This is a genomic window from Halorarum halophilum (genome assembly GCF_013401515.1).
Lineage (GTDB): Archaea > Halobacteriota > Halobacteria > Halobacteriales > Haloferacaceae > Halorarum > Halorarum halophilum.
Genome location: NZ_CP058529.1, coordinates 2,271,033 through 2,297,816, shown reverse-complemented (window position 1 = coordinate 2,297,816; position 26,784 = coordinate 2,271,033). Strand labels below are relative to the sequence as shown.

At 69.2% G+C, this 26,784-nt stretch carries 23 protein-coding genes and 1 pseudogene; 15 read left to right on the top strand and 9 right to left on the bottom strand.

All coding sequences use genetic code 11. The features are described 5' to 3' along the window. Nucleotides 1-67: 67 nt before the first annotated feature. The 3 genes from HUG10_RS11585 to HUG10_RS11575 form a co-directional block, all read right to left on the bottom strand. Nucleotides 68-517 (bottom strand): nucleotidyltransferase family protein, encoded by a 450-nt coding sequence (locus HUG10_RS11585; protein WP_179169725.1) that lies wholly within the window; start codon nt 515-517, stop codon nt 68-70. Nucleotides 518-682: 165 nt separating this feature from the next. Continuing rightward, a complete protein-coding gene (locus HUG10_RS11580; RefSeq protein WP_179169724.1) occupies nt 683-1,420 on the bottom strand; it encodes a queuosine precursor transporter in 738 nt (245 codons plus the stop codon). After that, nucleotides 1,413-1,592 (bottom strand): ribbon-helix-helix domain-containing protein, encoded by a 180-nt coding sequence (locus HUG10_RS11575; RefSeq protein ID WP_179169723.1) that lies wholly within the window; start codon nt 1,590-1,592, stop codon nt 1,413-1,415. The genes HUG10_RS11580 and HUG10_RS11575 overlap by 8 nt, the downstream gene beginning before the upstream one ends. A gap of 445 nt (nt 1,593-2,037) precedes the next feature. On the opposite strand from HUG10_RS11575, the gene HUG10_RS11570 reads away from it, so the two are divergent. After that, complete coding sequence (locus tag HUG10_RS11570; RefSeq protein ID WP_179169722.1) at nt 2,038-2,643, top strand: MaoC family dehydratase; 606 nt, start codon at nt 2,038-2,040, stop codon at nt 2,641-2,643. 89 nt (nt 2,644-2,732) lie between these two features. Here HUG10_RS11570 and HUG10_RS22105 read toward each other — a convergent pair whose 3' ends face one another. Beyond that, nucleotides 2,733-5,504: a twin-arginine translocase subunit TatC gene (locus HUG10_RS22105; RefSeq protein ID WP_179169721.1), complete on the bottom strand. Its 2,772-nt coding sequence runs from the start codon at nt 5,502-5,504 to the stop codon at nt 2,733-2,735. Nucleotides 5,505-5,813: 309 nt separating this feature from the next. On the opposite strand from HUG10_RS22105, the gene HUG10_RS11560 reads away from it, so the two are divergent. From HUG10_RS11560 to HUG10_RS11550, 3 genes are all read left to right on the top strand, one after another. Continuing rightward, on the top strand, nt 5,814-7,331 hold the full coding sequence (locus HUG10_RS11560; protein WP_179169720.1) for a twin-arginine translocase subunit TatC: 1,518 nt from the start codon (nt 5,814-5,816) through the stop codon (nt 7,329-7,331). Nucleotides 7,332-7,454: 123 nt separating this feature from the next. Continuing rightward, nucleotides 7,455-9,416 (top strand): ATP-binding protein, encoded by a 1,962-nt coding sequence (locus HUG10_RS11555; protein WP_179169719.1) that lies wholly within the window; start codon nt 7,455-7,457, stop codon nt 9,414-9,416. Nucleotides 9,417-9,564: 148 nt separating this feature from the next. Continuing rightward, nucleotides 9,565-10,203 carry a histidine phosphatase family protein gene (locus HUG10_RS11550; protein WP_179169718.1) on the top strand — a complete coding sequence of 213 codons (639 nt, stop codon included), beginning with the start codon at nt 9,565-9,567 and terminating at the stop codon, nt 10,201-10,203. 54 nt (nt 10,204-10,257) lie between these two features. Here the strand turns inward: HUG10_RS11550 and larE are convergent, their stop codons facing one another. Then, entirely contained in the window at nt 10,258-11,238 is a 981-nt protein-coding gene (larE, locus tag HUG10_RS11545) for an ATP-dependent sacrificial sulfur transferase LarE (protein WP_179169717.1), read from the bottom strand. A gap of 682 nt (nt 11,239-11,920) precedes the next feature. Between larE and HUG10_RS11540 the strand changes: the two genes are divergently transcribed. The 4 genes and pseudogenes from HUG10_RS11540 to HUG10_RS22175 form a co-directional block, all read left to right on the top strand. After that, complete coding sequence (locus tag HUG10_RS11540) at nt 11,921-14,032, top strand: helix-hairpin-helix domain-containing protein (protein WP_218780589.1); 2,112 nt, start codon at nt 11,921-11,923, stop codon at nt 14,030-14,032. A gap of 167 nt (nt 14,033-14,199) precedes the next feature. Continuing rightward, the gene (locus tag HUG10_RS11535; protein ID WP_179169716.1) at nt 14,200-15,327 is read left to right on the top strand and encodes an ORC1-type DNA replication protein; all 1,128 of its coding nucleotides are present in this window, start codon (nt 14,200-14,202) and stop codon (nt 15,325-15,327) included. A gap of 502 nt (nt 15,328-15,829) precedes the next feature. Next, nucleotides 15,830-16,825 (top strand): tyrosine--tRNA ligase, encoded by a 996-nt coding sequence (locus HUG10_RS11530; protein WP_179169715.1) that lies wholly within the window; start codon nt 15,830-15,832, stop codon nt 16,823-16,825. Nucleotides 16,826-16,887: 62 nt separating this feature from the next. Next, nucleotides 16,888-16,989 (top strand): annotated as a pseudogene (locus tag HUG10_RS22175) (hypothetical protein); the annotation flags it as partial. A gap of 58 nt (nt 16,990-17,047) precedes the next feature. On the opposite strand, the gene HUG10_RS11520 reads toward HUG10_RS22175, so the two are convergent. Next, nucleotides 17,048-17,227 (bottom strand): DUF7470 family protein, encoded by a 180-nt coding sequence (locus tag HUG10_RS11520; RefSeq protein WP_179169714.1) that lies wholly within the window; start codon nt 17,225-17,227, stop codon nt 17,048-17,050. Between the two features lie 111 nt (nt 17,228-17,338). Here HUG10_RS11520 and eif1A point away from each other — a divergent pair, with 111 nt between their 5' ends. The 4 genes from eif1A to HUG10_RS11495 all read left to right on the top strand — a co-directional run bounded on the left by eif1A (nt 17,339) and on the right by HUG10_RS11495 (nt 19,977). Beyond that, nucleotides 17,339-17,629 carry a translation initiation factor eIF-1A gene (eif1A, locus tag HUG10_RS11515; RefSeq protein WP_179169713.1) on the top strand — a complete coding sequence of 97 codons (291 nt, stop codon included), beginning with the start codon at nt 17,339-17,341 and terminating at the stop codon, nt 17,627-17,629. 218 nt (nt 17,630-17,847) lie between these two features. Further along, nucleotides 17,848-18,255, top strand: a complete 408-nt coding sequence (locus HUG10_RS22275; RefSeq protein ID WP_449272350.1) for a DUF7344 domain-containing protein — start codon at nt 17,848-17,850, stop codon at nt 18,253-18,255. A 181-nt stretch (nt 18,256-18,436) separates the two neighbouring features. Then, on the top strand, nt 18,437-19,309 hold the full coding sequence (rio1, locus tag HUG10_RS11500; RefSeq protein WP_179169710.1) for a serine/threonine-protein kinase Rio1: 873 nt from the start codon (nt 18,437-18,439) through the stop codon (nt 19,307-19,309). A 95-nt stretch (nt 19,310-19,404) separates the two neighbouring features. Continuing rightward, complete coding sequence (locus HUG10_RS11495) at nt 19,405-19,977, top strand: hypothetical protein (RefSeq protein ID WP_179169709.1); 573 nt, start codon at nt 19,405-19,407, stop codon at nt 19,975-19,977. Here HUG10_RS11495 and HUG10_RS11490 read toward each other — a convergent pair. After that, nucleotides 19,958-21,112 (bottom strand): hypothetical protein, encoded by a 1,155-nt coding sequence (locus HUG10_RS11490; protein ID WP_218780588.1) that lies wholly within the window; start codon nt 21,110-21,112, stop codon nt 19,958-19,960. The two genes, HUG10_RS11495 and HUG10_RS11490, sit on opposite strands and share 20 nt — an antisense overlap. A 158-nt stretch (nt 21,113-21,270) precedes the next feature. On the opposite strand from HUG10_RS11490, the gene HUG10_RS11485 reads away from it, so the two are divergent. Further along, nucleotides 21,271-21,831: a KH domain-containing protein gene (locus tag HUG10_RS11485; protein ID WP_179169708.1), complete on the top strand. Its 561-nt coding sequence runs from the start codon at nt 21,271-21,273 to the stop codon at nt 21,829-21,831. 401 nt (nt 21,832-22,232) lie between these two features. Next, the gene (thsA, locus tag HUG10_RS11480; protein ID WP_179171066.1) at nt 22,233-23,879 is read left to right on the top strand and encodes a thermosome subunit alpha; all 1,647 of its coding nucleotides are present in this window, start codon (nt 22,233-22,235) and stop codon (nt 23,877-23,879) included. A gap of 90 nt (nt 23,880-23,969) precedes the next feature. On the opposite strand, the gene HUG10_RS11475 is transcribed toward thsA, so the two are convergent. Next, nucleotides 23,970-24,323 carry a hypothetical protein gene (locus tag HUG10_RS11475; protein WP_179169707.1) on the bottom strand — a complete coding sequence of 118 codons (354 nt, stop codon included), beginning with the start codon at nt 24,321-24,323 and terminating at the stop codon, nt 23,970-23,972. A gap of 84 nt (nt 24,324-24,407) precedes the next feature. Here HUG10_RS11475 and HUG10_RS11470 point away from each other — a divergent pair, with 84 nt between their 5' ends. After that, complete coding sequence (locus tag HUG10_RS11470; protein ID WP_179169706.1) at nt 24,408-25,970, top strand: FAD-binding oxidoreductase; 1,563 nt, start codon at nt 24,408-24,410, stop codon at nt 25,968-25,970. 87 nt (nt 25,971-26,057) lie between these two features. Here the strand turns inward: HUG10_RS11470 and HUG10_RS11465 are convergent, their stop codons facing one another. Next, nucleotides 26,058-26,717 (bottom strand): glycerophosphodiester phosphodiesterase, encoded by a 660-nt coding sequence (locus HUG10_RS11465; RefSeq protein WP_246310134.1) that lies wholly within the window; start codon nt 26,715-26,717, stop codon nt 26,058-26,060. Nucleotides 26,718-26,784 lie beyond the last annotated feature (67 nt).

Below are 26,784 nucleotides of genomic sequence, written 5' to 3'. Positions count from 1 at the left end.
TCACCCCGAACGAATTCCCACGTGAACCACACCGATATCACACTGGAATCTGATATCCATAGCCGACTCATCCGTCGGTCAGATCGAATTCGTCTTCCAGTCTATCGGCCGTGTCGTGTTTGTCTATCTTCCTGTAGGCTTCGACGAGCGGCTTGAGTGGAAGTAACGGAATCCCTCGGTCGGCAGTCGCCTCCAACTCAACGGCGCCTAAGTCGACAAGCGGCTCTTGGTGTTCCCTTTCGCGTTTGCTGAACAGTACCTCGAGTTCCTCATCGTGTACTCGATACTCGTCTATTTGTGACACGCCTATCTCGTGAGTCCCGACGAACTCGTCGGAGAACACCGCTCGAAACCGTTTGGCTCCAGATTCCGTGGTGAGAACATCGATATCGGCTGGGTCGTCGTCGAGTCCTCTCAGAACGGAATCAGTACTTCCGAACATGCACCAGGACACGCTGTTTGGGATGTTCACCACGAGTTCGTTCAATACGGCCTCTTGAGAAGCGGATAACGCCATATACCCATCTTCGGTCCACAGAATGTAAGAACTCTGTTAGACGTTGGACCGATACAGGATCTCAGCGGTTCATCGGCAGAAACAACGTACTGTTCTGATTGGAGGGACGACGGAACCTCTCACCGTTCGATGGTCCCGACCGAGCCGGCTACTCTATTCCAACCTTCAGTCGGCGTACACTCGGCGGTCCGCGGCCCCGCGGGACCGCACCGCGCCGACGACGAGGTAGACGAACGGCGTGTCGACCACGGCGATGAGCAGCTTCAGGACGTACTGGCCGACGACGAGCGCGGCGATGCTCGGCCCTGCAACGGCGGTCAGCGGCAGGCCGAGCTGGGTGCCGATCCCGAGTTGAGGCAGGACGTAGAACGCGACGCCGACGAACAGCACCGTGTCGATGAGCTGGCTCGTCGCCGTCGAGCCGACGTTGCGGAGCCAGAGGTGCTCGCCGTCGGTGGCGTCGCGGATACGGTGGAAGACGAGCACGTCCCAGTTCTGGCTCACGAGGTACGCGAGGAGGCTGCCGGCGACGATGTTCCCGCTGGCGCCGAGCACGGTCGCGAACGTCGAGGCGAACTCGGGGTCGGCCGCCGGCGCGGCGATGGTGCTCCACACCAGCGCCAGCACGACGAAGTTCATGAGGAACGCGACGTTGACCATCTCCTGGGCCGCCCGTCGGCCGTACAGCTCTGCGTAGCAGTCCGACGCGAAGAACGTCACGGCGTACGCCAGCGCCGCCCCGGGGAGCGTCAGCGACGCGCCCGCGAAGGGGAGCGAGACCGGGATGGCGATCGCCAGCAGTTTCGCCGCCGTCACCTGCGCGACCACCAGCGCCGTCACGAACAGCGCGACGATGGCGAGCCGGTCGATGGGGAGCGAGTCGCGTGCGGTCGCGCTACTCATCTTCCTCGTCCAGGCGGCCGTGGCGCTCGTCGATCTCGTCGAGCACGTCCAGCGTCTTGCGAATCGACGCGCGGATGGCGTCGCTCCGGTTGACGAACTTCCCGTCGTCGCCGACGTGTTCGTCGAGGTCCTCGAGGAGTTCGCCGGGGATCTCGACGCTTATCTTGGGCATACTTGGGGATTCTCTCGGGATTATTTGAATGCTCGCTTCGGTGTCGGCTCGGTTGAGGTCGAAGGTTGATGCTTCGAGACCGGCTCGAAAGCCCCCGCGACTCTCGACTCCCGCGTCTCGTTGCGCGCTTCGCTCGGCTCCCTCCGGTCGCCTCGCTGCAGTGCTTACGTCGACGGGGTTCGTCGAGTTACGGGAGAGCAGGCTCTCCAGAATTCACGGGCGCAAGCGCCCGTGAACGCTGCGGCCCCTTTCAGTCCCACCCGACCGCAGCCACACCCTCCCCAGCCTCTTGCGATGCTCGCTCACTCGCTCCGCTCGTTCGCTGCGCTTCTCGTCCCTCGCGCGCGTCTGCTCGCCCTTCGGGCTCGCTGTCACGCGCGCCACCGCCGGCATCCCGACCAGTGACGCCCGCACGTACTTGTCCCGCCCGTCCGTGAACGGACCCATGACTGACTCCGACTCCGATATGAACGAACACGCCGACTCCGAAGGACGACTCGTCGCGGGCTGGCACGGCCGCTACTACGAGGACTTCCAGGTCGGCGACGTGTACAAGCACCCCTTCGGGCGCACCGTCACGGAGACGGACAACGTCTGGTTCACGAACGTGACGATGAACCTCAACCCGATGCACTTCAACGAGGCGTACGCCGCCGGGACCGAGTTCGGCGAGCGCCTCGTCGACGGCACGTTCGTCATCGCGCTGGCCGTCGGGATGAGCGTGATCGACGTCTCGGTCAACGCGACCGCGAACCTCGGCTACGACGAGGTGCGCCACCACGCACCCGTCTTCCACGGCGACACCATCTTCGCGGAGAGCGAGGTGCTCTCGAAGCGGGAGAGCGACTCGCGCGAGCACGTCGGCATCGTCGAGACGGAGCTCCGGGCGTTCAACGGCGAGGGGACGAAGGTGCTCTCGCTGAAGCGGACGCCGATGGTGCTGAAGCGGGCACACGCCGACCCCTCCGCGGCCCGGCCGCCGGGGTGGCCCGCCGGGGTGGGCACCCAGCCGGAGGATCTCGCGGACGACGGGAGCGGGACCGACGAGTAGGTGGTTCCAAAGGGCAGGAGGGGTCGACGAGAGAGAAGATCGACGAGTGAGACGGGCCGACGAGTGGAGGGGGAGCGCCCCCGGCCCGGCTACGTTGTGCCGACCGGTTTGGCGAGGTTCCGCCGGCCGCCGAGCGTGAGCACGAACAGCACGACGAGGCCGACGCCGTACGCCGCCATCAGCGGCACCGTCATGAGGAACATCGTGATGACGTCCGCCGGGGTGAACAGCGCCGCGAACAGCATGATCGCGATGGTGACCTCCCGCCAGCGATCCCGCATCGCCTGGTAGGAGACGCCCGCCGAGTTGAGCAGCACCATCAGGATCGGCACGTCCGCGAGGACGCCGATGCCGAGCGTGGTGAAGATGACGAGCCAGAAGAAGTCGCTGATGCGGTAGCTGATGACGATCCCCGCCCGGAGCGCGTCGCCCACGAGCCACGAGATGATCGTCGGGGCGATGACTGTGTAGCCGAGCACGAGGCCGCCCAGCAGGCCGGCGAGCAGCATCGCGACCCACCCGAAGATGACCTGCCGGCGCCCGCGGACGAACCCGCGCTCGCGGAGCGCCGGCCACGCGTAGTAGGCCGCGAACGGGAGCACGGCGGCGATCCCGAGCAGCGTTGAGATCTTCACCTCGAAGATGAGCGCCTCCACCGGGTGGAGCACGATGACGCCGAACTGTTCGGCCCCCTCGCCGACGACCTCCGGGGGCAGGCGCTGGACGAAGTTCTCCCGGACGTCCCCGATACCGCCGGAGTAGAGCCACGCGAAGGTCCCGACCATGACGACGCCGAACACCGCGACCAGCACGAACAGCCGCGAGCGGAGCGAGTTCGCGACGAACGCGATGTCGTCGTAGTACCCCCCGATGTCGTCCTCGTCGGAGTCGCCGTCGGTCAGCCCCTCGAGGAACGTCCCGCCAGCCCGGGAGGCGCGGTCGCCGATGTCGTCGGACGCGCCGGGGACGGCCGCGCCAGCACCCGCTCCCCCGGCCCGGCCGGCCGCCTCGCGCGCTCGCTGGACGTCGTCGTGGCGGTCGAGGACGGCGCGCGCCTTCTCGGTGTCCCCGCGCTCTGCCGCCGAACTGGCGAGGAAGTTCGCCCGTCGCTCCGAGACGCCGGCGAACACCGCGTCCGGGGCGCGCCGGACCTCGTCGGCCGACAGCGCCTCGATGTCGACCGCGTCGGGGTCGCCGCCGGCCGCGTAGGCGAAGTAGAGCGCGAGCACCCCGCCGAGCAGCGCCGCGAGCAGCAGTCCGGCGGCGGCGAACAGCCCGAGCAGGGCGGTCCCGGTGGCGGGTACCGCGGGGGGAAGCGCCCTGGCCAACGCGCCGGTCAACGCGGCCGCGGAGGTGCCGTATTCGGTCAGGAGCCTGTCGGCGAGCTCGGGTCGCTCCACGAGCACGTAGCCCGCGGCGAAGACGAGTGCGGCGATGCCGAGCAGCACGTTCCACAGCGCGCCAATTCGGCTCCGCCAGTCGACGAACCCGGTCCCGCGCCGGACCCTCCCGACGACGCCGACGTCGCTCGCGAGGAGGTCCCGGGCCGGGCCGCTGGCAGCGGGTGTGGCGTCCGACTCTGGAGCCGCGCCCGTCCCGGCCTCATCGGCCGCTTCGGCCTCGTCGAACCGGTCGAGGATGGCCTGCGCCTTCTCCGGGTCGTCGTCGTCCATCGCGGCCTGCGCGGCCGCGAGCGCCTCCTCTTCGGTCATCCCGGCGAACGCTTCCGGGGGCGCCGAGCGGACGCCCGCGGCGTCGAGCGGCGCGAGGTCGATGCTCCCGGGTTCGCCGACGGGTTCGTCGACGGCGACGGCGGCGTCGAGTTCCGAGTAGACCAGGTAGGCCAGCGTGAGGATCACGGCGACCAGTCCGACGGCAACGGCGACGGCGATCGTGGCCGGGTCGGACAGGTACGGGAGCCGGGCGGTCGTGTACGGACGGATCGCCCGGTTGACGATCGTCGGGCCGTTCTGGAAGAAGAAGAGGCCGACGGCACCCCCGAAGAGGACGGCGACGCCCGCGAGCCTGTTCCAGTGTCGGCGGGCGGTCCCGGGCACGTCGACGCGGGCGCTCCCGCGCTTGGCGGTGACGACGACCTTCGCCAGGTAGAGCGACGCGCCGTACAGCACGAGGAGCGGCACCGCCCACATGACCTGCGTGAACGGGTCCGGCGGGGAGAAGAACGCCCCGAAGACGAAGATGAGCACGACCGCGTAGCGCCACTTCTCGCGGAACGTCTCGTAGGGGATGATCTCGGCGTACGACAGCGCCGTCACGACGAGCGGCATCTGGGCGGCGAAGCCGAACGAGAACGTGAGGAGCATGATGAACTCCGCCCACTTCACGATGGAGTAGTTCGGCTGGATGCCGGCCGAGAGGGCGTTGTTCGCGAGGAACGCGAACATGAACGGGAAGAAGACGAGGTAGCCGTACGCGACGCCGCCGGCGAACAGCCCCGCCGCGAGCAGGCCGATGATCACGAGCTTCCAGCGCGGCACGGGTTGCTGGGGCCACAGCCCCCGTTCGCGCAGCGGTTCACGGGCGAAGTAGAGGAACACCGGGATGGCCGTGATGATCCCGACCGCGAGGCCGATCTTCGCCTGCAACAGGATGACGTCGAACGGCGTCTGGGCGATGATCTTCACCTCCTGGGCGGTGAGCGAGTCGAGGCGGGCCTCGGTGACCGCCTTCAGGAAGTCCCAGACGTACAGCCGCAGCGAGTAGAACGTTCCGAGGAACCCGACGAGGAAGACGATGAACACCTTCTGGAGGTCCTTCTGGGCGGACCGGAGCATGGCTCGGGCCGTGTCCTGACCCTCCGCCAGCGCGCGCTGGGTGTCCTCGTCGAGTGCGCTCGACATACCCGAGGGGAGCCCCCTCGCGGTTATCAACTTTTTCACCTCACCTTCCGCCCTGCGCACGTTTGCTCGCCCTTCCGCCCTGCACTCGTCTGCTCGACTTTCGACCTGGCTCGGTCGGTTGGCGCGGCTTCGCCGCGCCTCGCTCGCGGTGGGTGACCTGGTTCGCGGTAGTGGACCGGAGTCCGACGGCCGTCGAGGCCCCGTCGATTCGAGGAACCTCGGTAGCCCTTACCGACCGGTAGACGCGGCCGCGGTCGTGACGAGCCAATCGGAAAAGGCCTATAACTGACCGGGGAGGTAGGTCGGGTGATGACCGAGGACGCGGACGGGCCGAAGGAGCCGACGCGCAGCGACGGCACCGACGAGTCCGCGTCCGACCGCGAGGACGACCCCACCGAGACCGACGCCGCGACGAACGGCGCCGGGGAGGGCGAAGCCGAATCCGCCGAGGGGGGGACCGACCCCGACGAAGCGGAGGCCGACTGGACCGAACCGAACTCGGACGCGGGTGACGACGAGGACGAAGCGAACTCGGCGACGGACGCGGACACGACGAGTCCGGCGACGGACGCGGACGAGGGAATCGACGGTGACGGCGACGCGACCGACGATGACGCGCTCGGCGGTGACACGGCCGACGGTGCCGACGATGGTGCCGTCGATGGCAACGACGACGATGGAGACGACGAGGTTGTGGTGGACCGTCGGAGCCCGTACGCCGACGACGGCGACGACGTCGACGATACCGACGATGCAGACGACACAGCTGCCGACGAAGGCGACGAGGGCGAGGGTCCGGAGAGCACGGACCACGACACGCCGCTAAGCGGCCCGGTGGAGGACGTCACGTCCGGGTCGGCTGACGACGGGAACCCGGGACAGGAGTCGCGGATCGAGGAGGTCGAACCGCCGGACGAGCCGGTGCCGGACGCCACCCCCCGCGACGCGCCCCCGGAACCCCCCGGCGGCTTTCCCGAGGAGGACGAGGAGCTGACGGCGGCCGAGAAGGGAATGCAGACCGTCGAGAACGTCGGGAACGCGCTCGGCGGCGGGGGCGAAGGCCCCGAGTCCGACCAGGAGATGCCGCTGACCGCGCACATCGAGGAGATGATGCGACGGCTCTCGGCGGTGTTCCTCGTCGCGGCCGTCGTCTCCGGGCTGGTGCTGTTCGTCGGGAGCGTCTCGCCGGCGGTGCCGAGCGCCGCCGAACTCATCCGCTACTTCTGGGACTTCCACGTCGGCCTGCCGTCCTCGCCGGGCGCCGACGACGGCTACTCGCCCTACGTGTACGGCCCGCTGGAGTACCTCCTCACGAAACTGAAGGTCGTCGGGCTGGCCGGCCTGCTCGCCGGCCTCCCGATGTTCGTCTACCAGACGTACCGCTTCATGCGCCCGGGGCTGTACCCGCACGAGCGCCGGTACTACCTCGCCGCCGTCCCCACGAGCCTCGTGCTGGGCATCGTCGGCGCCGCGTTCGCCCACTTCGCCGTCCTCCCGTTCGTCTTCGACTACTTCATCAGCTACACCGTCGGCACCGCCGAACTCGCGTTCGGTCTGAAGGAGACGTTCAACCTCATCCTCATCATGATGGGCTACTTCGCCATCGTGTTCCAGATCCCGCTGTTCATCCAGCTCGCCATCATGATGGGCGTCGTCACGCGCGAGTGGCTGGAGGACCGCCGGCTCATCTTCTGGGGCGCGTTCCTCGGGCTGGCGCTCACGTTCATCACCGTCGACCCGACGGGCTTCGCGCCCATCATCGTCGTCGCGACGATGATCGTCCTGTTCGAGGGGACGCTCGCGCTGCTGCGCTGGACGGGGAACTAGCCGTCGGGTGCGACCCGGTCGGCCTGCCACCGGTCGTGTCGCTCCGTACTATCGCACGAACCGTCGTGTGTGCACAGCGTCGATGGAAGACTTTACACGCACCTCTCTATTATCAGGTTTAGAATGGGTTCGACTTCCGATGCGGACGCGGAACTGCGCGAGCGGATCCGTCAACAGGAGGTCGTCGCCGAACTCGGCCAGCAGGCGCTCGAGACGGACGACCTCGACCAGTTGATGCACGACGCGTCGGTCGCCGTCGCCGAGACGCTGGACAACGAGTACTGCAAGGTGCTCGAGCTGTTGCCCGACGGGGACGAGGTCTTCCTTCGCCAGGGGATCGGCTGGCAGGACGGACTAGTCGGGAACGCGACGGCCCCGACCGACCTCGACTCGCAGGCGGGCTACACCCTGCTCTCCGAGGAGCCTGTCATCGTCGACGACCTCCGGACCGAGGAGCGGTTCTCCGGGCCGGACCTGCTCGTCGACCACGACGTCGTCAGCGGCATCAGCGTCGTCGTCGGCTCGCTCGAGGACCCCTGGGGCGTCCTGGGGGTGCACACGACCGAGGAACGGGCGTTCACCGAACACGACGCCAACTTCGTCCAGTCCGTCGCGAACGTCCTCGCGTCCACCATCGAGAACGAGCGGACGAAGCGACGGCTCGAGGAGGAGACGCGGGTCAAGGACCGGATCGTCGAGACCAGCCCGGTCGGCATCGTCATCGTCGGCGCGGACGGCGCGCTCCAGTTCGCCAACGAGCGCGCCGAGGAGATCTACGGCCGTAGCGAGGGGGAGATCGAGACGTACTCCCACGACGATTCCCGGTTCGACCTCGTCGACGCGCAGGGGAACCCCTTACCGGAGGACGAGGCGCCGTTCACACGGGTGATGGCGACCGGGGAACCGGTCTTCGACGTGGAGCTCGGCCTGCGCCAACCGGACGGACAGCGCGTCTGGGTCTCGGTCAACGGGTCGCCGTTACCGGCCAACGGCGGCGAGGGTGGCAGCGCGATCTTCGCCTTCACCGACATCACCGAGCGAAAACGGCTCGAAGGCGAGTCGAAGGAGATCCTGAGCCGGGTGACAGACGCGTTCTACGCGCTCGACGAGGAGTTCCGGTTCACCCACGTCAACGAGCGGGCCGCGGAGCTCCTCCAGCACTCCCCGGAGGAGCTGCTCGGCGAGAACCTCTGGGAGGTGTTCCCCTCCGCCGCCGAGATCGACGACGTCTGGGACGCCTTCCACACGGCGCTGGAGACGCAGGAGGCGACCAGCTACGAGCTCTACTACGACACGCTCGACTTCTGGGTCGAGGCGAACATCTACCCGTCCGAGACGGGCGTCTCCGTCTACTTCCGTGACATCACCGACCGCGTGGAGCGCGAGCAGGCGCTCGAAACGTCGAACGAGCGGCTCGAACAGTTCGCCTACGCCGCCTCCCACGACCTCCAGGAACCGCTCCGGATGGTGTCGAGCTACCTGCAACTGATCGAGCAGCGGTCCGACGAACTCTCCGAGGAGTGTCTCGAGTTCCTGGAGTTCGCCGTCGACGGCGCCGACCGGATGCGCGAGATGGTCGACGGACTCCTCCGGTACTCCCGGGTCGAGTCGCGGGGCGACCCGTTCGAACCGGTCGACCTCGAGTCGGTCTTCGCGAACGTCCGCGAGGACCTCCGGGTGCAGATCGAGGAGCACCAGGCCGAGATCACGACCGAGGACCTGCCGCGGGTCGAGGGCGACGCCGGACAGCTTCGGCAGGTCCTCCAGAACCTCCTGTCGAACGCGATCCTGTACAGCGGCGACGAACTGCCGCGTGTGCACGTCTCCGCGGAGCGATCCGGATCCACGTGGACGGTCTCCGTCGCGGACGACGGGGTCGGCATCGACCCCGGGAACGAGGATCGGATATTCGAGGTGTTCGAACGGCTCCACGGCCGCGAGGAGTACCCCGGCGCGGGCATCGGCCTCGCGCTCTGTCAGCGCATCCTCGAGCGTCACGACGGCGAGATCTGGGTCGACTCAGAACCCGGCGAGGGCGCGACGTTCTCCTTCACGCTTCCCGCAGCGGAGGACCCCGATCAGTGAACCGTCGAGTCTATCCCTGGCACTGAACCCTCGAGTCCGTCCCTGATGTAGTCAGGCGCGTGCTCGGCACTCGCCCCGGAGGGTAGCCGGAAGTCGCCCCGATCGTTCGGGGGCACCGCTTTTCTCACCACCACCCTAACTCCGGGCGATGGCCACGGTGCTGCTGTGTCGGCACGGCGAGACGACCTGGAACCGCGAGCGCCGCGTGCAGGGGTGGGCCCCGACGCCGCTCACCGGCCGGGGGCGCGATCAGGCGCGGGCGCTCGCGGCCCACGTCGCCGCCGAGTACGACGTCGACCGCGTGTTCGCCTCCGACCTCGAACGCGCCGCCGAAACCGCGCGGTTCCTCGGTCGTGCCGTCGGCGCGGACCCGGAACTCGACCGCGCGTGGCGCGAGCGGGACTTCGGGCGCTTCCAGGGGCTCTCGTACGCCGACCTGTTCGAGGGCCACCCGGAGTACGCGCTCGGCCGGACGGGGTACGCGGCCGCCGAGGCGGTCCCGGAGGGCGGCGAGAGCCTGCTCGCGATGCGCGAGCGCGTGCTCGACGCGTGGAACGCCGCGATCGCGGGGCTGGCCGACGCGACGATCGCCGTCGTCACGCACGGCGGGCCGCTGTACGCCGTCACCGGCGCCGTGAAGGGACTGGACGTCGTGACGGCGACGCTGGAACAGGAGCAGGGGAACTGCGCGCTCAACGAGTTCCGGGTGACGGACGGCGAGTCCGAACTGGTCGCGGAGAACGAGACAGGGTTCCAGCCGGAGCCGACCGTCCAGCCGAACCACTGACCCACTACTTACCACCTGGCCAGCCGGGCGACGAGAACGCCGCTTGCCGGCCGTCTATCGCCCGGTCGGGTACTCCCGCGAGAGGGCGTCCTCCGGGTCGGCGTCGTCGCCGAACCCCTCCGTTTCCACTCCGCCGGCGCCGGCCGTCGGTTCCGACCCGGCGCTCGGGGAGTTTCCCGCCCCGTTCTCGGCCGGACTCACACTCGCGGAGTCCTCCTGTCCGCTCGTGGCCGGGCTGACGCTCCCGGTCGTGTACCCCTCTAGGTCGAGGGTGACGTGGTCGAACCCGAGGTCCAGGAGGTGGTCGCGGGCGGCCGTCACGAAGTCAGGGTTCAGCGCCGCCTCCAGTTCGTCGGCGCCTACCTCGATGCGGGCGAGGCCGTCGTGGTCGCGCACGCGGAACTGCGAGAACCCCCAGGTGCGCAGCAGGCGCTCGGCCTTCTCGATGCGCGTCAGGCGCTCCTCGGTCACCTCGAGGCCGGTGGGGATGCGCGAGGAGAGGCAGGCCATCGAGGGCTTGTCGGCCACGTCGAGGCCGTAGTGGGCGGCGATCTGGCGCACCTCGTCCTTGGTGATGGCGGCCTCCAGCAGCGGCGAGGCGACGTTCAGTTCCTCGACGGCCTGCAGGCCCGGCCGGTGGCCCTCGCCGGGGTCCGAGGCGTTCGTGCCGTCGCAGACGGTGCCGATGCCGCGCTCCTGTGCGGCCTCGTACATCCGGGAGAGCCGCATCGTCCGGCAGTGGTAACAGCGGTCGTCGCCGTTCACCACGAAGTCCGGGTCGTCGAGTTCGGAGAACTCCACGAGCGCGTGTTCGATGCCGATGTCGTCGGCGACGCGCCGGGCGTCGTCGAGTTCCTCGGCCGGCAGCGTCTCGCTCTTGGCCGTGCACGCGACCGCGTCGTCACCGAGCGCGTCGTACGCGAGCGCCGCGACAACGCTGGAGTCCACGCCGCCCGAGAAGGCGACGAGGACGCCGTCGTGGGTCGATAGGGCCTCCTTTGCGGCGGCCACCTTCGCCGCGACGTCGTCGTTCATGGGTGTTCTGTGGACTCGCGGGCCAAAAGCCCCGCGTTTGGGGTGGTTCGTGTCGTGCGGAGTTCCGGTTGCAGCGCCAGCCGACAAGGTGGCAACGACCGCGAAAGTCCCACCCCGCACTCGTCCGGGGATCGGCGTAGCTACGATTCCGAACGCGTCGCAGTGGGAATCGGCCATTTCCCTTGCATCGCCCACCCGATTGGGCGCCTCTTGCGGGTGGCGCGCGTGACGCGAGCCCCCTCGTGGGGTTCTCGTGAGCCGAGCGGGACCGGAGGTCCCGCTGGAAGCCGGCGCTTCGCGCCGGCGACGACGACAGGAGCGAACGAGAGCACGCGGGTCGAGCGGAGCGAGTCCCGCGAAGCGAGCACACGCGTGCGAGGGATGAAGCGAACCGGCGCGCCCTCGTGGCGCGCCGACCGCGAGTGAATCGGCTGGTCACGCGAGCGTCAGCGAGTGTGACTTCCGAGGAGCGTGCTCCGAGGTAAGGGAGGCCGGTGATGTCTCGTCACGCCAAGCACTAGTGGTCTGCTTGTCTCCACAGCCGGCAAGAGAACGTCATCGCCGCGATTCCTCCACGCACGTACTCACCGAAATCACCCCGAGGAAACACCATTCCTACACAAACGACACCGTCCCACACACTCGGGAACGCTTTTGACGAGCGGGGATAACTCCCGAGCGAATGGAGTTCACGTCGATTCCGGGGGTGGGCGAGAAGACGGCCGACGCGCTCGCCGACCTGGACGACCCGGAAGCGGCCCTCAGCGCGGGCGACGTGGCGGCGATCGCCCGCGCGCCGGGGATCACCGAGGGTCGGGCGGCCGCCGTCGCGCGCGGCGCCATCCGCCGCCGCCACGACGACCCCGGCGGCTGGACCGCGACCGACCGCGCCGACGAGGTGTACGCCGACGCGCTGGGCCTCCTCCAGGAGCGCGCCGTCACCGACTACGCCAGAAAGCGGCTCCGCACGCTCTACCCCTCTGCCGTCCAGTCACGCATCGACGAGGTGCGCGCGTGGGCCCGGGAGGCCGTCGAGCGGGAGCCGAACTCGGAAGTACTCGACGCGCTCTCGGGCGTCGAACCCTTCGCGGAACCGCGCGGGCTCCGGGTTCGCGAACGGGCGCTCGCGACCGCAGACGCCGAGCGGTTCGCCGAGGCCGAGGCCGCCTTCCCCGAGCTCTCGGTCGAGGTCGTCGAGGACGCCCGCGACCTGGCGGAGCTCGCGCGGTCGTACTCGACCGTGATCGCGCTCGACGAGGCGTTCGCCGGCATCGACGTGGAGGGCGACGTCCGGGTCGTTCCCGACCCCGAGGACAACGTCGAGGAGGTCGCCCCCGAGCGCCTGCTCGCGTTCTTCGCGCAGAATCGCGGACGGCTGGAGGCCGCCGCGGCGGTCCACGAGGCCGCGGACATGGACCCCGTCTGCGACCTCGCGGCCCTCCGCGACGCGCTCTCGCGGCTGGACGAGGACGGCACCGTCGTCGGCGACGACGAACTCCGGCGGCTCTCGAACGCGGTGGACGACCTCGACGCGACGGCCGGCACCGCCGGGTCGGTCGCGAACGACCACCTCCGGGACGCCATCCGCGAGCAGGACGTGACCATCCAGGGCCAGGACTTCCTCTCGCTGGTCGAGCAGGGCGCCCGCGTCGACAAACTGCTCTCCCGGGAACTCGCGGACGAGTACGACGAGGCGCTGGCGCGGGCCCGCGAGCACTTCGTCGACGCGCTCGGGCTCGACTCGGGCGAGACCGAGTACGCGGAACGGATCTTCGCGGGCGACCCCACCTTCCCGGTCGAGCACAACGAGGAGCCCCTGAACCGCCTGCGGACCGAACTCAAGACCGCGCGGGACCGCCGCGCCTCGCGGCTGAAGGCCGACCTCGCGTCGGACCTTGCCGACCTGCGCGAGGACGCCGACGACCTCGTGCGCGACGCGCTCGAACTCGACGTCGAACTCGCCGTCTCGCGGTTCGCCCGCGACTTCGACTGCGTGTTCCCCGAGTTCGCGGGCGGGGCGGCGGGTGCGGGCGAGGCGGTGGGCGCGGACGAGACAGCGGGCGCGGACGGGGCGGTGAGCGGGGGCGGCGGAGCCGCCGGGTTCGCCATCGAGGCGGGGCGCTCCCCGCTGCTCGACGTCGACTTCGCGGACGTGGACCCCGTCGACTACGAGGTGTCGGGCGTGACGCTGCTCTCGGGGGTGAACTCCGGCGGGAAGACCTCGACGCTCGACCTCGTCGCGCTCGTCGTCACGCTGGCGCACATGGGGCTGCCGGTCCCGGCCGACTCCGTGCGCCTCCAGCGCTTCTCGGAGCTCCACTACTACGCGAAGTCGCAGGGGACGCTCGACGCGGGCGCGTTCGAGTCGACGTTGCGGGACTTCGGCGACCTCGTCGAGGGCGCGACCGGCCGACTGGTCCTCGTCGACGAACTGGAGTCCATCACCGAACCGGGCGCCTCGGCGAAGATCATCGCCGGCATCCTCGAGGCGCTCTCCGGCCAGGGCACGACGGCGGTGTTCGTCTCCCACCTCGCGCGGGAGATCCGCGCGGCGGCGGACTTCGACGTGGCCGTGGACGGCATCGAGGCCGTCGGGCTGGAGGACGGCGAACTGGTGGTGAACCGCTCGCCGCGGAAGGACCACCTCGCGCGCTCGACGCCGGAGCTGATCGTGGAGAAACTGGCCGGTGAGGCGCGGGAGGCGTCGGACGGTCGAGGGGCGGGGGACGGAGATGGGGACGCGAATCGTGGCGGGTCGGCGGGGTTCTACGACGGGCTGCTGGAGAAGTTCTAGACCCTGACCGATTCCGGTCGTCTGGGCGGAAACGGCCGCGACCGACGGACTGAAACTGAAACTGGAATCACCGCGAACCCCGGTACGACGCCCCCATCCGTACACTTTCACTTCCGCCGCGCCACCGCCAAACGGTTAAGTAGTCCGGGGCGAGACCTCTCAACACGATGCCCGGTGACCCCGAAGAGGGGATGCTCTCGTGGGACGAATCCGTGTTCAGGGACGAGCACGTCTTCGAGATCGACTACGTCCCGGAGACGTTCCGTCACCGCGAGAGCCAGCTGGAGTCGCTGAAGTACGCGCTCCGGCCCGCGGCGCGGGGCTCGCGGCCGCTCAACACGGTCGTGCGCGGCCCGCCCGGCACCGGGAAGACGACCGCGGTCCAGAAGCTGTTCGGCGAGCTGCGCGCCCAGACCGACGTCGAGACGGTCCGGGTGAACTGCCAGGTCGACTCGACGCGGTACGCGGTGTTCTCGCGCGTGTTCGAGGGACTGTTCGACTACGAGCCGCCGTCCTCGGGCATCTCGTTCAAGAAGCTGTTCGGCCAGATCACCGACCGGCTGGTCGAACAGGACGACGTGCTCGTCGTCGCGCTCGACGACGTGAACTACCTGTTCTACGAGAACGAGGCCTCGGACACGCTGTACTCGCTGCTGCGGGCCCACGAGGCCCACTCGGGCGCGAAGATCGGCGTCATCTGCGTCTCCTCGGACCTCTCGCTCGACGTGATGGACGACCTCGACTCCCGCGTCCAGTCGGTGTTCCGTCCCGAGGAGGTGTACTTCCCCACCTACGACACGAACGAGATCGTCGACATCCTCCGCGAGCGCGCCAAGCGCGGCTTCCACGACGGCGTGCTCGGGAGCCAGGAACTCGACCGCGTCGCGGAGCTGACGGCGGAGTCGGGCGACCTCCGTGTCGGCATCGACCTGCTCCGCCGCGCCGGGCTGAACGCCGAGATGCGCGCCTCGCGCACCATCTCGACGGAGGACGTGGAGGAGGCGTACGACAAGTCGAAGTACGTCCACCTGTCGCGCTCGCTCCGGGGGCTCTCGGAGTCCGAGCGCGCGCTGGTGGAGGTGCTGGCGACCCACGACGGCGAGCAGGCGGGCGCGGTGTACGAGGCGTTCCACGAGCGGACGGACCTGGGATACACGCGCTACTCGGAGATCATCAAGAAGCTGGAGCAGCTCGGCATCCTCGAGACGGAGTACGCCGAGGTCGAGGGACGCGGACGGTCGCGCTCGCTCTCGCTGGCGTACGAGCCGGACGCGGTGCTGGACCGGCTAGAGTAGGTCGGATTACGAGTTTAGCGTCTCTTCGTCGTTGCTGGCGGCTGTTGTTCGTGTATCGTTGCTGCCGGCTCGGTAGCGGAGCAGACCACTACTGCTGGGCGTGACGAGACACCACCGGCCTCCCCAGCCGACTGCGATGCTCGCTCGCTGACGCCTCGCGCGCGTCGCTCGCCTTCGGCTCGCAGTCACGCGCGCCATCCGCCAGCAAGCGCTAGACCGCACCGCTGCTGCTATCGCGACTGGCGGCCGGACGAGCGTCCCGGGGGACTACCGACGGCGTGCCACGCGATAGCCGGGCCGCATCGCTGGGACGAGTTTCCGGCGGGTGGGGCTGAAAGGGGCCGAGCGTGCGGGGGCTTTCGAGTTCGTTGCGGTCACGATCCTCGCGCCGATACCCGACCAAACACCTTCGATAAACTCGATCGAGAACCCGGCAGATCCCACTCAGAAGAATCAGCACACATCCGAAAGACGTAATCGGCGCACGCGAATCCCCACCTACATGGACGCCTACGAGCGGATCACCCGGAACGTCTCCGAGGTGGTCACCGAGGAGGAGGTGCGGGCGCTGGCCGAGGACCCCGAGGGCAGGCGGGCGTACGTCGGCTACGAGCCGTCCGGCGTCCTCCACATCGGGCACATGCTCACCGCGAACAAGCTCATCGACCTCCAGGAGGCGGGGTTCGAGATCGTCGTCCTGCTCGCGGACGTGCACGCCTACCTCAACGACAAGGGCACCTTCGAGGAGATCCGCGAGACGGCCGAGCGGATGAAAGCCCAGTTCGTCGCCTACGGGCTGGAGGAGGAGCACACCGAGTTCGTGCTGGGCTCGGAGTTCCAGCTCGACGAGGACTACGCGCTCGACCTCCACCAGCTCGAGCTCTCGACCACGCTCAACCGCGCCCAGCGGGCGATGGCCGAGATCCAGGGCGGCGACACCGCGAAGGTGAGCCACGTCGTCTACCCCCTGATGCAGGCGCTCGACGTCGAGTACCTCGACCTCGACCTGGCCGTGGGCGGGATGGACCAGCGGAAGGTGCACATGCTCCACCGCGAGGTCGTCCCCGACCTCGGCTACGACGCCCGGCCGTGCCTGCACACGCCGATCATCGCCAACCTCGACGACGGCGTCGGGAAGATGTCCTCCTCGACGGGCGTCACCATCTCGATGGAGGACTCGACCGAGTCGATCGAGGAGAAGGTCAACGCGGCCTACTGCCCGCCGACGCGCGACCCCGACCCCGACGGGGAGGGGAACGAGCGACGCAACCCCGTCCTGGAGATCTTCCAGCACCACGTGTTCCCGCGCTTCGAGACGGTCGTCGTCGAGCGCCCCGAGCAGTACGGCGGCGACCTCGAGTACGACGACTACGAGGCCCTCGCGGCGGACCTCGAGTCCGGCGAACTCCACCCCGCGGACGCGAAGGGCGCGCTCGCCCGGTACCTCGACGAACTCGTGGCGCCCGGCCGCGCGGTGCTCGCCGAGTACGACGAGTAGCCCCGCACCCTCTCCGAGTCCGTCGCTGCCTCCGTTTTTCACGACCCACCGACCACGAGGCCGATCTCATCGTGGTGGGCGCCCGCGACCGCTCCGGAGTCGGGCGACTCGTCTCGGCCGGCGCGGTCACCCCGCGGGTCCAGCGTCGCTCGGCGGTGCCGGTGCTGGCGGTGCCGGAACCGGACGAGAAGTGGCCGAACCGGTGGGGTCTCCTCGGTTCGACTACGCGAAGCCGAACTGCCGCATCAGGCCGCTCGCGAGGCCCTTCACGACGAGGCCGGTCCCCACGATCACCAGCGCGATTCCCGCCGCGACGACGAGGTCGGCGTAGGCGACGAGCGCGATACCGACGACCAGCAGCAGGAGGCCGACCAGTCCGACCGTACCGAGTTTGTCGAGCATGCTCGGTTCTCGCTTCCCCGGGGCCTAAACCGCCCCGGTCCCGTCGTCCCGGGCATTCCGTCGCGTTCCTCCCGGCGATTTTAAACCCCGCCCCGCCGAACTCCCCCCAACATGAGCGACGACGACTCCGGCGGGCGCACGGACCTCCGGATGCCCGAGGACGACGAGGTGTTCGCCGAGGTGACGGACATGCTCGGCGCCAACCGCGTGGCGGTGCGCTGTGCCGACGGCACGGAGCGGACCGCGCGCATCCCCGGCCGGATGCAGAAGCGCATCTGGATCAGGGAGGGCGACGTCGTGCTCGTGGAGCCGTGGGACTGGCAGGACGAGAAGGGCGACGTGACCTGGCGCTACGAGAAGGCCGAGGCCGACCAGCTGCGCGAGGAAGGCCATATCCAGTAGTATCGACTTCGCACCCGACGCGACCTCCGGCGTATTCGGCTATCTCGAACCCCCTGACGCTCGATACGTTTGATGCTTCCACGCTACGTACCGATGCTGGCACCACTCGGGGCGGGAAGTAGCGCGGGTGGGAGGTCGGAAGAGCGGGATTATCGGGCTACGTTTGTTTTCTTAATTAGGGGAAACAACTATGTATCGTAATTTCAAATACACAACAGATGTCTGACGCTCCTTCCGAGGAGTTCTCTAGCGGACTAAACCGCGGGGGAGGTCACCAACGCCGTCCGCAGATAGTGGAGGACGGCGGGGCCGAGATAGACCGGTTCTTCGACGCGCTCGGGGATACGCGTCGTCGCCTCGTCCTCCTTCACCTCAACCACCACGACAACGACGATCTCGAACACATCGTGGAGTCCATCGCGAAGTACGAGGGGGTCGAACCCAGCGACGAGGAGGTCGGACGAATCCGCGTCGACCTGTACCATCGCCAACTTCCGAAGTTAGCGGACCACGGGCTGATCTCGTTCGACACCCGGACGAACGAGATCTGCCTCGAACCCGTGCCGGAGGCAGTCGAGCGGATCCTGGATCTCACGCGGGACCTCGAGGGGCTGGACGACCGTTAAATCACGGACGGTGCGTCCCCGCCGTCTCTCGGGCCGGAAACGAGACGCCAGCGCCCCCTGTAACGTCTCGCAGAACGACGCGCGATACGGACGGCGTGTCCGGCTCACGTGACGGCGACCGATCACGATCCGACGATCGCACCTGTGGGGCTTTTCACGCCGGACGACGTAGCCATGGTGAATGACAGGTGAGTTCGGACTCGTCGACCCCGAGGAAGCCGACACGCCGGGCGACGAGTGGGAGTCGCTCGACGTCTCGGACGACGAGGCCGACCGCATCGCGCGCCGGCAGGACGCGGCGTTCAACGAGTTCCGGATCCGGGTAAAGGATACGGAGCAGTTCAAGGTCGAGGCGTCGGTGTTCGACGACGCGACGCTCGCGGCCGTGTACAAGCTGGTGCAGGACGGCCACATCGGCGCGTTCGGCGGCCCCGTCTCGACGGGCAAGGAGGCGAACGTGTACGAGGCGCTCGGGCACGACGACGAGGAGCTCGCGGTGAAGGTGTACCGCATCAACACCTCGAACTTCCGGCACATGCGCGAGTACCTCCAGGGCGACCCGCGCTTCGAGGGCATCGGCTCGGACAAGAAGAAGGTCGTGCTCGCGTGGGTACGCAAGGAGTACGCGAACCTCCTGCGCGCGAAGGCGGCCGGCGTCAGGGTGCCCGACCCCATCGCCGTCCAGCGGAACGTCCTCGTGATGGACCTCGTCGGTCACGCCGACGACCGCGCGCGCCGGCTCTCCGAGGTGGACGTGGAGAACCCGGAGACGGCCTACGAGGTGGTCCGGGAGTACATGCGCCGGCTCTACTCCGCCGGGCTGGTCCACGGCGACCTCTCGGAGTACAACATGATCATCCACGAGGGCGAACTGTTCGTCATCGACCTCGGGCAGGCGGTGACGGTCCACCACCCGAACGCCCGGGAGTTCCTCGAGCGCGACTGCGAGAACGTCGCCGCGTTCTTCTCCCGGCAGGGGATGGCGGTGACCGGCGAGGAACTGCAGGAGTACGTCACCGCGCCCGAACCCGAGCCGTCGGCCGACCTGGAGTAACCCGTCGGGGAACTGGGGCGTCGGCTCGCGACCGTCCGCCCCGGAACGTCAACGTATTTCACGCCCGCCGCCGTCGCCCCCGTGAGCGACAACCCGTGACCCGACACACGCGAACCCCTCCAGAACAGGTCGCCGAACGCGGCATCAGGTTCGCGCTCCTCGGCGTGTTCCTCGTCGGACTCCGCCGGCGGAGCCCCGGCGCGGTCGTGAACGCGGTCCTCGCGCTCGCGGCCACGTACCTCCCGGGCGTTCTCGAACGCCGGTACGACGTCGCGTTCCGACCGTGGCAGCGCGCGTACGCGGACGCCGCGATGCTCACCCACGCCGTCGGGATGCTCGGCCCGTACGAGGACGTCTGGTGGTGGGACCACCTCACGCACACCCACTCCGCGACCCTCCTCGCCGGCATCGTCCACGCCGCCACGCGCCGCCGCGGCCGCGACCCCCGCCCGCGCGTCGTCGCCGTCATCGTCTTCGTCGGACTCCTCTGGGAGCTCATGGAGCACGCCATCCACTGGGTCGCCCGCCGCTTCGGCCTCGAACCCATCCTCATCCCCTACGGGAAGACCGACACGCTCCTCGACCTCGCCTTCGACCTCCTCGGCGCGCTGCTCGTGCTGACGTTCGGCGATACCCTCCTCAGGAACTTCATCGGGACTCCCGACTAGCTCCCGGCCACCCCGACGGCGCTCGGTCGATCTCACTTCTCCTGCCGGGCGTCGTGAACGGGAGGGTCGCGACCGTCCGCTTCGTGACGGTCGCGATCCGGAGGACGAACGAGGCGAGGAGGGCGACCGGGAGGAAACAGACCGCCACGGCGACCAGGAGGACGACGAGGAGTACGGGCCGGGGGAGGGGCGACCCGTTGGACGCCGTGAACGACAGCAGGACCGCCCCGGCCACCACCTCGGCGAGTCCCCCCGCGTACAGTAGCACCCGCGACAGGGAGGAGAGTTCGTCCTGCAGGTAGATCGACTTGAAGTACTGCCTGGCGACGTCGACGTCCTGGAACCGGTCGACGAGCCGATCGAGCGAGTCCATCACCGGCTCCGGGAGCTCCTCGCCGTGGGCCGACCGGAGCTGTCGGATGCGGTTGATCTGCCGGGCGTAGTTCGTCGCCAGCGTCACCGAGAGCACGTCGAACGTACCCGTCCCCGACCGTTTCAGGAGGTCGTCGACGTGGTCCATGTGTTCGGTGACGTTGTCGACGAGCTCCTCGATCTCCTCGCGTGCCGCCTGCGGGGTCCCGTCGAAGGTGAGGCCGCCGAGGCACTGGGCCTCCTGCCGGGTGTTCTCGACCAGCAGCCGGAGGAACGCCAGCGGCTCCACCGGCGCGATTCGCCCGGCTGCGTCCTCGACCTCGTTCCGGTACTCGATCACGTGTTCGATCTGCGAACGGAGTTCCCCGGGCGTCTGCAGCTCCTGCGAGAGCAGCAGCTGGTTGATCGAGACGACGACGGTGACGAGCGTGAGGTTCCCGCTCACGAACCCGCCGAACAGGTAGGACAGTCCGCCGGACCGCTGCAGGGGAACGACGCCGGCGAGTTCGAGCAGCGCGAAGGTGACGAGCGGGATCATCGAGCCGCCGACGGCGACGTGAAGCCGGTCGCCGTCGAGGAGGAGCCAATCGATCCACCGTCGCTCCGCGTCCGGGGGTTCGGGAACGGCCAGACTGTCATCGTCCCCGGTTCCGTTCCGTTCACGGGTTCCAGTTTCGTCCCCGTCCGCCCCCTGCCCGGGCGCGGTCGACGTGAATTCGGCCGGCGCTGCCGCCGTGTCCCGATCGGTCGTCGGTCCGCCCATCGGCACGGCGCTTGGCAATCGACGAGTGAAAGCCCGACGGCTGATGGCGAAAGTCGCTTTTGGGACCGGGCGAGCGGTCGCCAGCCGGGACCCGAGCGCCGCACGGCCGGACGTGCCGCCTAAAAACCCTTAAACGCGTTCGGCCGGAACGTGGATGCATGAGCACCCAACACGTGAAGGTCCCGCAGGACCGCATCGGCGCGGTCATCGGCGAGGGGGGTGAGACGATGCGCGAGATCGAGGACCGCGCGGAGGTGCGCCTCGACATCGACTCGGAGTCCGGGTCCGTCGCCATCGACGCCGTGGGCGACCCCGTCACGGGCATGGTCGCGCCGGACATCGTCCGGGCGATCGGCCGGGGCTTCACCCCCGAGTCGGCGCTCTCGCTGCTCGATCACGACCTCCGCCGGTTCGACCTCGTCGACCTCGCCGCGAAGACCCGCAACAAGAACGACCTCCAGCGGCAGAAGGGACGACTCATCGGCGAGAACGGCCGCACCCGGCAGCTGATGGAGGAGCTCTCCGGCGCGGAGGTCGTCATCAAGGGATCGACGCTCGGCGTCATCGGTCAGCCCGAGGAGGTCGAGGCGGTCCGCCGCGCGACCGGGATGATCCTCGACGGCGCCCCGCACGGCGCCGTCTACTCGTTCCTCGAGCGCAAGCACAACGAGCTCCACGGCGTTCCGGACCTGTCGCCGGAACCCGAGGAGACACGGTAACCCCTCGGACGCTCCGGCGGTTCGGGGCGCACGTTCTCCGTCCGATTAACTGGTCGAACAGCGACCGCTACTGCTGGTCGAACGAGAGCCACCCTTCTCTCGGACTCGTTCGGCTCACCCTCGAAATACCCTCGAAAAGCCGCCCTCCACGCACGCGAGGCTCGCGGTTCTATCGTCCACCAATCACTTCTGCCGCCCACCACTCACCACCAGAACCCCCCGTTGGGAGCCAGCGACGCCGCTCGCGAAACCGTATATAAATACTCGCGTGTTAGCCAATAGCATACGGCGGAATCGAGGTGTGTGAGGGAGGTTGTCAGCACCTAGCCGAAGGACTTATATAGAACTCCGAACAATCAGAGCATGTCATGTCTCAGCGCCAGCGGATGGGCAACCAGCCCATGATCGTACTCTCGGAGGACAGCCAGCGGACGTCCGGAAAGGACGCGCAGTCGATGAACATCACGGCCGGCAAGGCCGTCGCCGAGTCCGTCCGGACGACGCTCGGCCCGAAAGGGATGGACAAGATGCTCGTGGACTCCTCGGGCGGTGTCGTCGTCACGAACGACGGCGTGACCATCCTGAAGGAGATGGACATCGACCACCCCGCAGCGAACATGATCGTCGAGGTGTCCGAGACCCAGGAGGACGAGGTCGGCGACGGCACCACGACGGCCGTGGTCATCGCGGGCGAACTCCTCGACCAGGCCGAGGAGCTCATCGACTCGGACGTCCACGCGACCACCATCGCGCAGGGGTACCGACAGGCCTCCCAGAAGGCCAGCGAACTCCTCGAGGAGAAGGCGATCGACGTCTCCGCGGAGGACCGCGAGACGCTCGAACAGATCGCCGCCACGGCGATGACGGGCAAGGGCGCCGAGTCCGCCCGCGACACGCTCGCGAAGCTCGTCGTCGACGCCGTGCTCGCCGTCCGCGACGAGGACGGCGTGGACACCGACAACGTCTCCGTCGAGACGGTCGTCGGCGGCGCCATCGGCAACTCGGAGCTCGTCGAGGGCGTCATCGTCGACAAGGAGCGCGTCGACGACAACATGCCCTACCTCGTCGAGGACGCCAACGTCGCGCTGTACGACGGCGCCCTCGAGGTGAAGGAGACGGAGATCGACGCCGAGGTCAACGTCACCGACCCCGACCAGCTCCAGCAGTTCCTCGATCAGGAGGAGAAGCAGCTCCGCGAGATGGTCGACCAGCTCGTCGACGTCGGCGCCGACGTCGTGTTCGTCGGTGACGGCATCGACGACATGGCCCAGCACTACCTCGCCCAGGAGGGCATCCTGGCGGTCCGCCGCGCGAAGGACTCCGACATGAAGCGGCTCGCCCGCGCGACCGGCGGCCGCGTCGTCGCCAACCTCGACGACATCGAGGAGGGCGACCTCGGCTTCGCCGGCTCCGTCGGCCAGAAGGACATCGGCGGCGACGAGCGCATCTTCGTCGAGGACGTCGAGGACGCCAAGTCCGTCACGCTCATCCTCCGCGGCGGCACCGAGCACGTCGTCGACGAGGTCGAGCGCGCCATCGAGGACTCGCTCGGCGTGGTCCGCACGACGCTCCTCGACGGGCAGGTCCTGCCGGGCGGCGGTGCCCCCGAGACCGAGCTCGCACTCGAACTCCGCGACTTCGCCGACTCGGTCGGCGGCCGCGAGCAGCTCGCCGTCGAGGCGTTCGCCGACGCGCTGGAGGTCATCCCGCGCACGCTCGCCGAGAACGCCGGCCTCGACCCGATCGACTCGCTGGTTGACCTGCGCGCGAAGCACGACGGCGGTCAGTTCGACGCCGGCCTCGACGCCTACACCGGCGACGTGGTCGCCATGGAGGAGGACGGCGTCGTCGAGCCCCTCCGCGTGAAGACGCAGGCCATCGAGTCCGCGACCGAGGCGGCCGTCATGCTCCTCCGCATCGACGACGTCATCGCGGCCGGCGACCTGAAGGGCGGCGGCTCCGACGACGGCGGCGACGAGGAGATGCCGCCGGGCGGCGGCGGCATGGGCGGCATGGGCGGCATGGGCGGCATGGGCGGCGCGATGTAAGCGTCGGCCAAGGCCACACACACCCACCGCACACCGTCGCACCGCCTCGCCGAACGAACCCGCGACTTCTTTCGACGCGCTCCGAACCGCTCAGAACAACCCGCCGAGCCACAGCGTCGCCAGCGCCGACAGGACGAACAGGCCGGTCGCGACCACCATCGTCCGCGACGGGCCGCCCGTCACGGCGTCGCTCCCGCCCGTCAACTCCGCCCGGACACCCAGCGCGGTTCGGCGCTCCGCGCCACCGTTCCGGTCGCCACCTTGCGCCCGTGTTCCCTCGATGTACGTCCCGACGAGCACCGACGCGGCGACCATCGAGACGAACAGCACCGCGAGCCCCGCGTCGATACCGGCGAGCCGGGCCGCCCCGGCAGTCGCCACGAGCACGACGACGGGGTAGGCGACGCCGTAGCGGACGTACGCGAGGGCGTCCCGACGCTCCATGCCGGCGGGTCGGACGAGCGCCCTGAAAGCGGTTTCCGTTCCCGACCCGGCGGGCTTTTCCCCGCCTCGTTACGAGGCGGTGGTATGAACGAGTACTGCCGCGCCGATGCGGCCGCGGTCGCGCGAAAGCACCGGGCGGCGCTCGACGCGCTCGCGGCGGATCTGGGTGAAGGGACCGGGTCCGCCTCGGCCACCGACCTCGGCGGCGGTGTGGATGCCGCCTCGGCCACCGACCTCGGAGACGGGGCAGACGGTCAGCTGGTCCGCCCGGACGACTCCACGTCCGACGACGGGACGCCCGCCTACGACGAGGCCCGAACGGTCTGGAACGGCCTGGTCGACCGTTTCCCCGCGGCGGTCGCGTACGCCCGCGACGCGGCCGACGTCGCTCGAATCCTCCGGACCGCGCGCGAGACCGGACTGGGCGTCGCGGTCCGGTCGGGCGCCCACTCGGTCGCGGGGACCTCGGTCTGCGACGGCGGCATCGTGCTCGACTGCGGGGCGATGAACCGCGTGGCGGTCGACGCCGACGCCGGGACCGCCGTCGTGGGCCCGGGCGCGACCTGGGCCGATCTCGACGGAGCTACCGCGGCCGCCTCGCCCACTGACCTCGACGCCGCGACGGCCGCCCACGGGTTCGCGACCCCCGGCGGCGTCGTCTCCGACACCGGCGTCGCCGGGCTCGTCCTCGGCGGCGGAACCGGGTGGCTCACCCGCGAGGCGGGGCTGGCCTGCGACCGCCTGACCCGCGCGGAGGTCGTGACCGCCGCGGGCGAGTGCGTGACCGCGACAGCCGACAGGAACCCGGACCTGTTCCGGGCGCTGCGCGGGGGCGGCGGGAACTTCGGCGTCGTCGTCTCGTTCGCGTTCGACCTCGTGCCGATCCCCGACGAACTCGCGGTCGCGGAGACGTGGTACCCGCTCGCGGAGGCGCCGGGACTGCTCGCCGCGTACCGCGACCTGCTCGCCGACGCGCCGCCGTCGACGACCGTCTCGCCGTACGTCTCGCGCGTCCCGGAGGGGCCGGCGTATCCCGACGCGGTCGCGGGCGACCCTGGGCTCTGTCTCCTGGGTGTCTCCACCGCGCCGGCCGACCGGGGAGCGAACGACCTGCGAGCGTACCGAGACCTGGGCGAACCGCTGGCCGACAGGACGACCCGACCCTCCTACCCGGAACTCCAGTCGATGCTCGACGACGACTCGCCGGCGGGGGACCGCTACTACTGGAAGTCGATCGCGGTCGACCGACTCGCCGACGACGTGATCGCGACGTTCCTCGACCGTGCCCGCGCCGCGCCGGGGGAACGGGACACGGCGCTGATCTGGCCGCTCGGCGGCGCGGTAGCGGAGCTGGCTCCCGACGAGACCGCCTTCCCGCGCCGGGACGCCGCCGCGGTGGTGAACTTCGAGGCGGCGTGGTCGGACCCCGAAGCGGACGACGAGCACGTCGACTGGGCCCGCGACAGCGTCGCGGCGATCCGCGACCTCGGCGGGGAGGGGGAACTGCCCAACTTCGCGGGGAACGAGACCGACGACGCGGCCGCGCGGGCGGTGTTCCGCGACAACTACGGCTGGCTCCGGGACGCGAAGACCGAGTGGGACCCCGAGAACGTGTTCGGACCGTCCGGGCGGCTCTCACCCTGGTAATCGCACCCGGTATTCGCACTTCGTCGTGCGGTTCGAGCCGGACCTCAACACGGTACCACGACCGACGGTGCTCGCACCGAACCGCTCCTACCCGAGCACGTCGTCGTGGTCGGCGATGACCCCGTCGACGCCGACGGCCGCCAGCCGCGACGCCTCCGCGGCCGTCTTCACCGGCCAGACGTTCACGTCGAGTCCCCGACCGTGGGCGGTCTCCACGAGGTCCGCGTTCACGAGGCCCTTCGGCGGGTGGAGGGCGTCGCAGTCGAGAGACAGCGCCTGCTCGACCGGGTCGTCGACGGTCGTGAGGAAGAGGAACGCGAGCGGGAGGTCGCTCCTCGCGTCGACGACGCGGAGCGCCTCCGGCCGGAACGAGGAGACGAGGACGTCGTGCGGGGCCGCCTCGGCGATCTCCGCCGCGGCGGCGGCGACGTCGACGGTCTTGAGTTCGACGTTGACGCCGACGGTCGCGGACACCGCCTCGAAGACGTCGGCCAGGAGCGGGACCCCCTCGCCGGAGCCCAGCACGTCGCAGTCCGTGAGTACGTCGTACGACGTCTCCGCGACGGTACCCCGGCGGTCCGTAAGGCGGTCGAGTTCTGCGTCGTGGAAGACGACAACCTCGCCCGACCCGCACCGCCGGACGTCGAGTTCGATCATGGCCGCCGTTCGGGCCGCCGCGCGGAAGGCGCCCAGCGTGTTCTCGGCGTTGTCGCCGGCGAACCCGCGGTGGGCGATGAGTATCGGCACGGCCGGGACTTCGCTTCCGTGAGCAAAACCGTACGGGGCTCGGTCGCTCCGTGAGCGGCATTCGAGA

Coding starts and splice junctions, on each gene's coding strand:
- eif1A (WP_179169713.1), top strand. CDS start 17,339: ATGAGCGACGACGACTCCGGCGGGCGCACGGACCTCCGGATGCCCGAG.
- rio1 (WP_179169710.1), top strand. CDS start 18,437: ATGACAGGTGAGTTCGGACTCGTCGACCCCGAGGAAGCCGACACGCCG.
- HUG10_RS22105 (WP_179169721.1), bottom strand. CDS start 5,504: ATGTCGAGCGCACTCGACGAGGACACCCAGCGCGCGCTGGCGGAGGGT.
- larE (WP_179169717.1), bottom strand. CDS start 11,238: ATGAACGACGACGTCGCGGCGAAGGTGGCCGCCGCAAAGGAGGCCCTA.
- HUG10_RS11530 (WP_179169715.1), top strand. CDS start 15,830: ATGGACGCCTACGAGCGGATCACCCGGAACGTCTCCGAGGTGGTCACC.
- HUG10_RS11485 (WP_179169708.1), top strand. CDS start 21,271: ATGAGCACCCAACACGTGAAGGTCCCGCAGGACCGCATCGGCGCGGTC.
- HUG10_RS11535 (WP_179169716.1), top strand. CDS start 14,200: ATGCCCGGTGACCCCGAAGAGGGGATGCTCTCGTGGGACGAATCCGTG.
- HUG10_RS11580 (WP_179169724.1), bottom strand. CDS start 1,420: ATGAGTAGCGCGACCGCACGCGACTCGCTCCCCATCGACCGGCTCGCC.
- HUG10_RS11520 (WP_179169714.1), bottom strand. CDS start 17,227: ATGCTCGACAAACTCGGTACGGTCGGACTGGTCGGCCTCCTGCTGCTG.
- HUG10_RS22275 (WP_449272350.1), top strand. CDS start 17,848: ATGTCTGACGCTCCTTCCGAGGAGTTCTCTAGCGGACTAAACCGCGGG.
- HUG10_RS11550 (WP_179169718.1), top strand. CDS start 9,565: ATGGCCACGGTGCTGCTGTGTCGGCACGGCGAGACGACCTGGAACCGC.
- HUG10_RS11570 (WP_179169722.1), top strand. CDS start 2,038: ATGACTGACTCCGACTCCGATATGAACGAACACGCCGACTCCGAAGGA.
- HUG10_RS11555 (WP_179169719.1), top strand. CDS start 7,455: ATGGGTTCGACTTCCGATGCGGACGCGGAACTGCGCGAGCGGATCCGT.
- HUG10_RS11475 (WP_179169707.1), bottom strand. CDS start 24,323: ATGGAGCGTCGGGACGCCCTCGCGTACGTCCGCTACGGCGTCGCCTAC.
- thsA (WP_179171066.1), top strand. CDS start 22,233: ATGATCGTACTCTCGGAGGACAGCCAGCGGACGTCCGGAAAGGACGCG.
- HUG10_RS11585 (WP_179169725.1), bottom strand. CDS start 517: ATGGCGTTATCCGCTTCTCAAGAGGCCGTATTGAACGAACTCGTGGTG.
- HUG10_RS11470 (WP_179169706.1), top strand. CDS start 24,408: ATGAACGAGTACTGCCGCGCCGATGCGGCCGCGGTCGCGCGAAAGCAC.
- HUG10_RS11540 (WP_218780589.1), top strand. CDS start 11,921: ATGGAGTTCACGTCGATTCCGGGGGTGGGCGAGAAGACGGCCGACGCG.
- HUG10_RS11560 (WP_179169720.1), top strand. CDS start 5,814: ATGACCGAGGACGCGGACGGGCCGAAGGAGCCGACGCGCAGCGACGGC.
- HUG10_RS11490 (WP_218780588.1), bottom strand. CDS start 21,112: ATGGGCGGACCGACGACCGATCGGGACACGGCGGCAGCGCCGGCCGAA.
- HUG10_RS11575 (WP_179169723.1), bottom strand. CDS start 1,592: ATGCCCAAGATAAGCGTCGAGATCCCCGGCGAACTCCTCGAGGACCTC.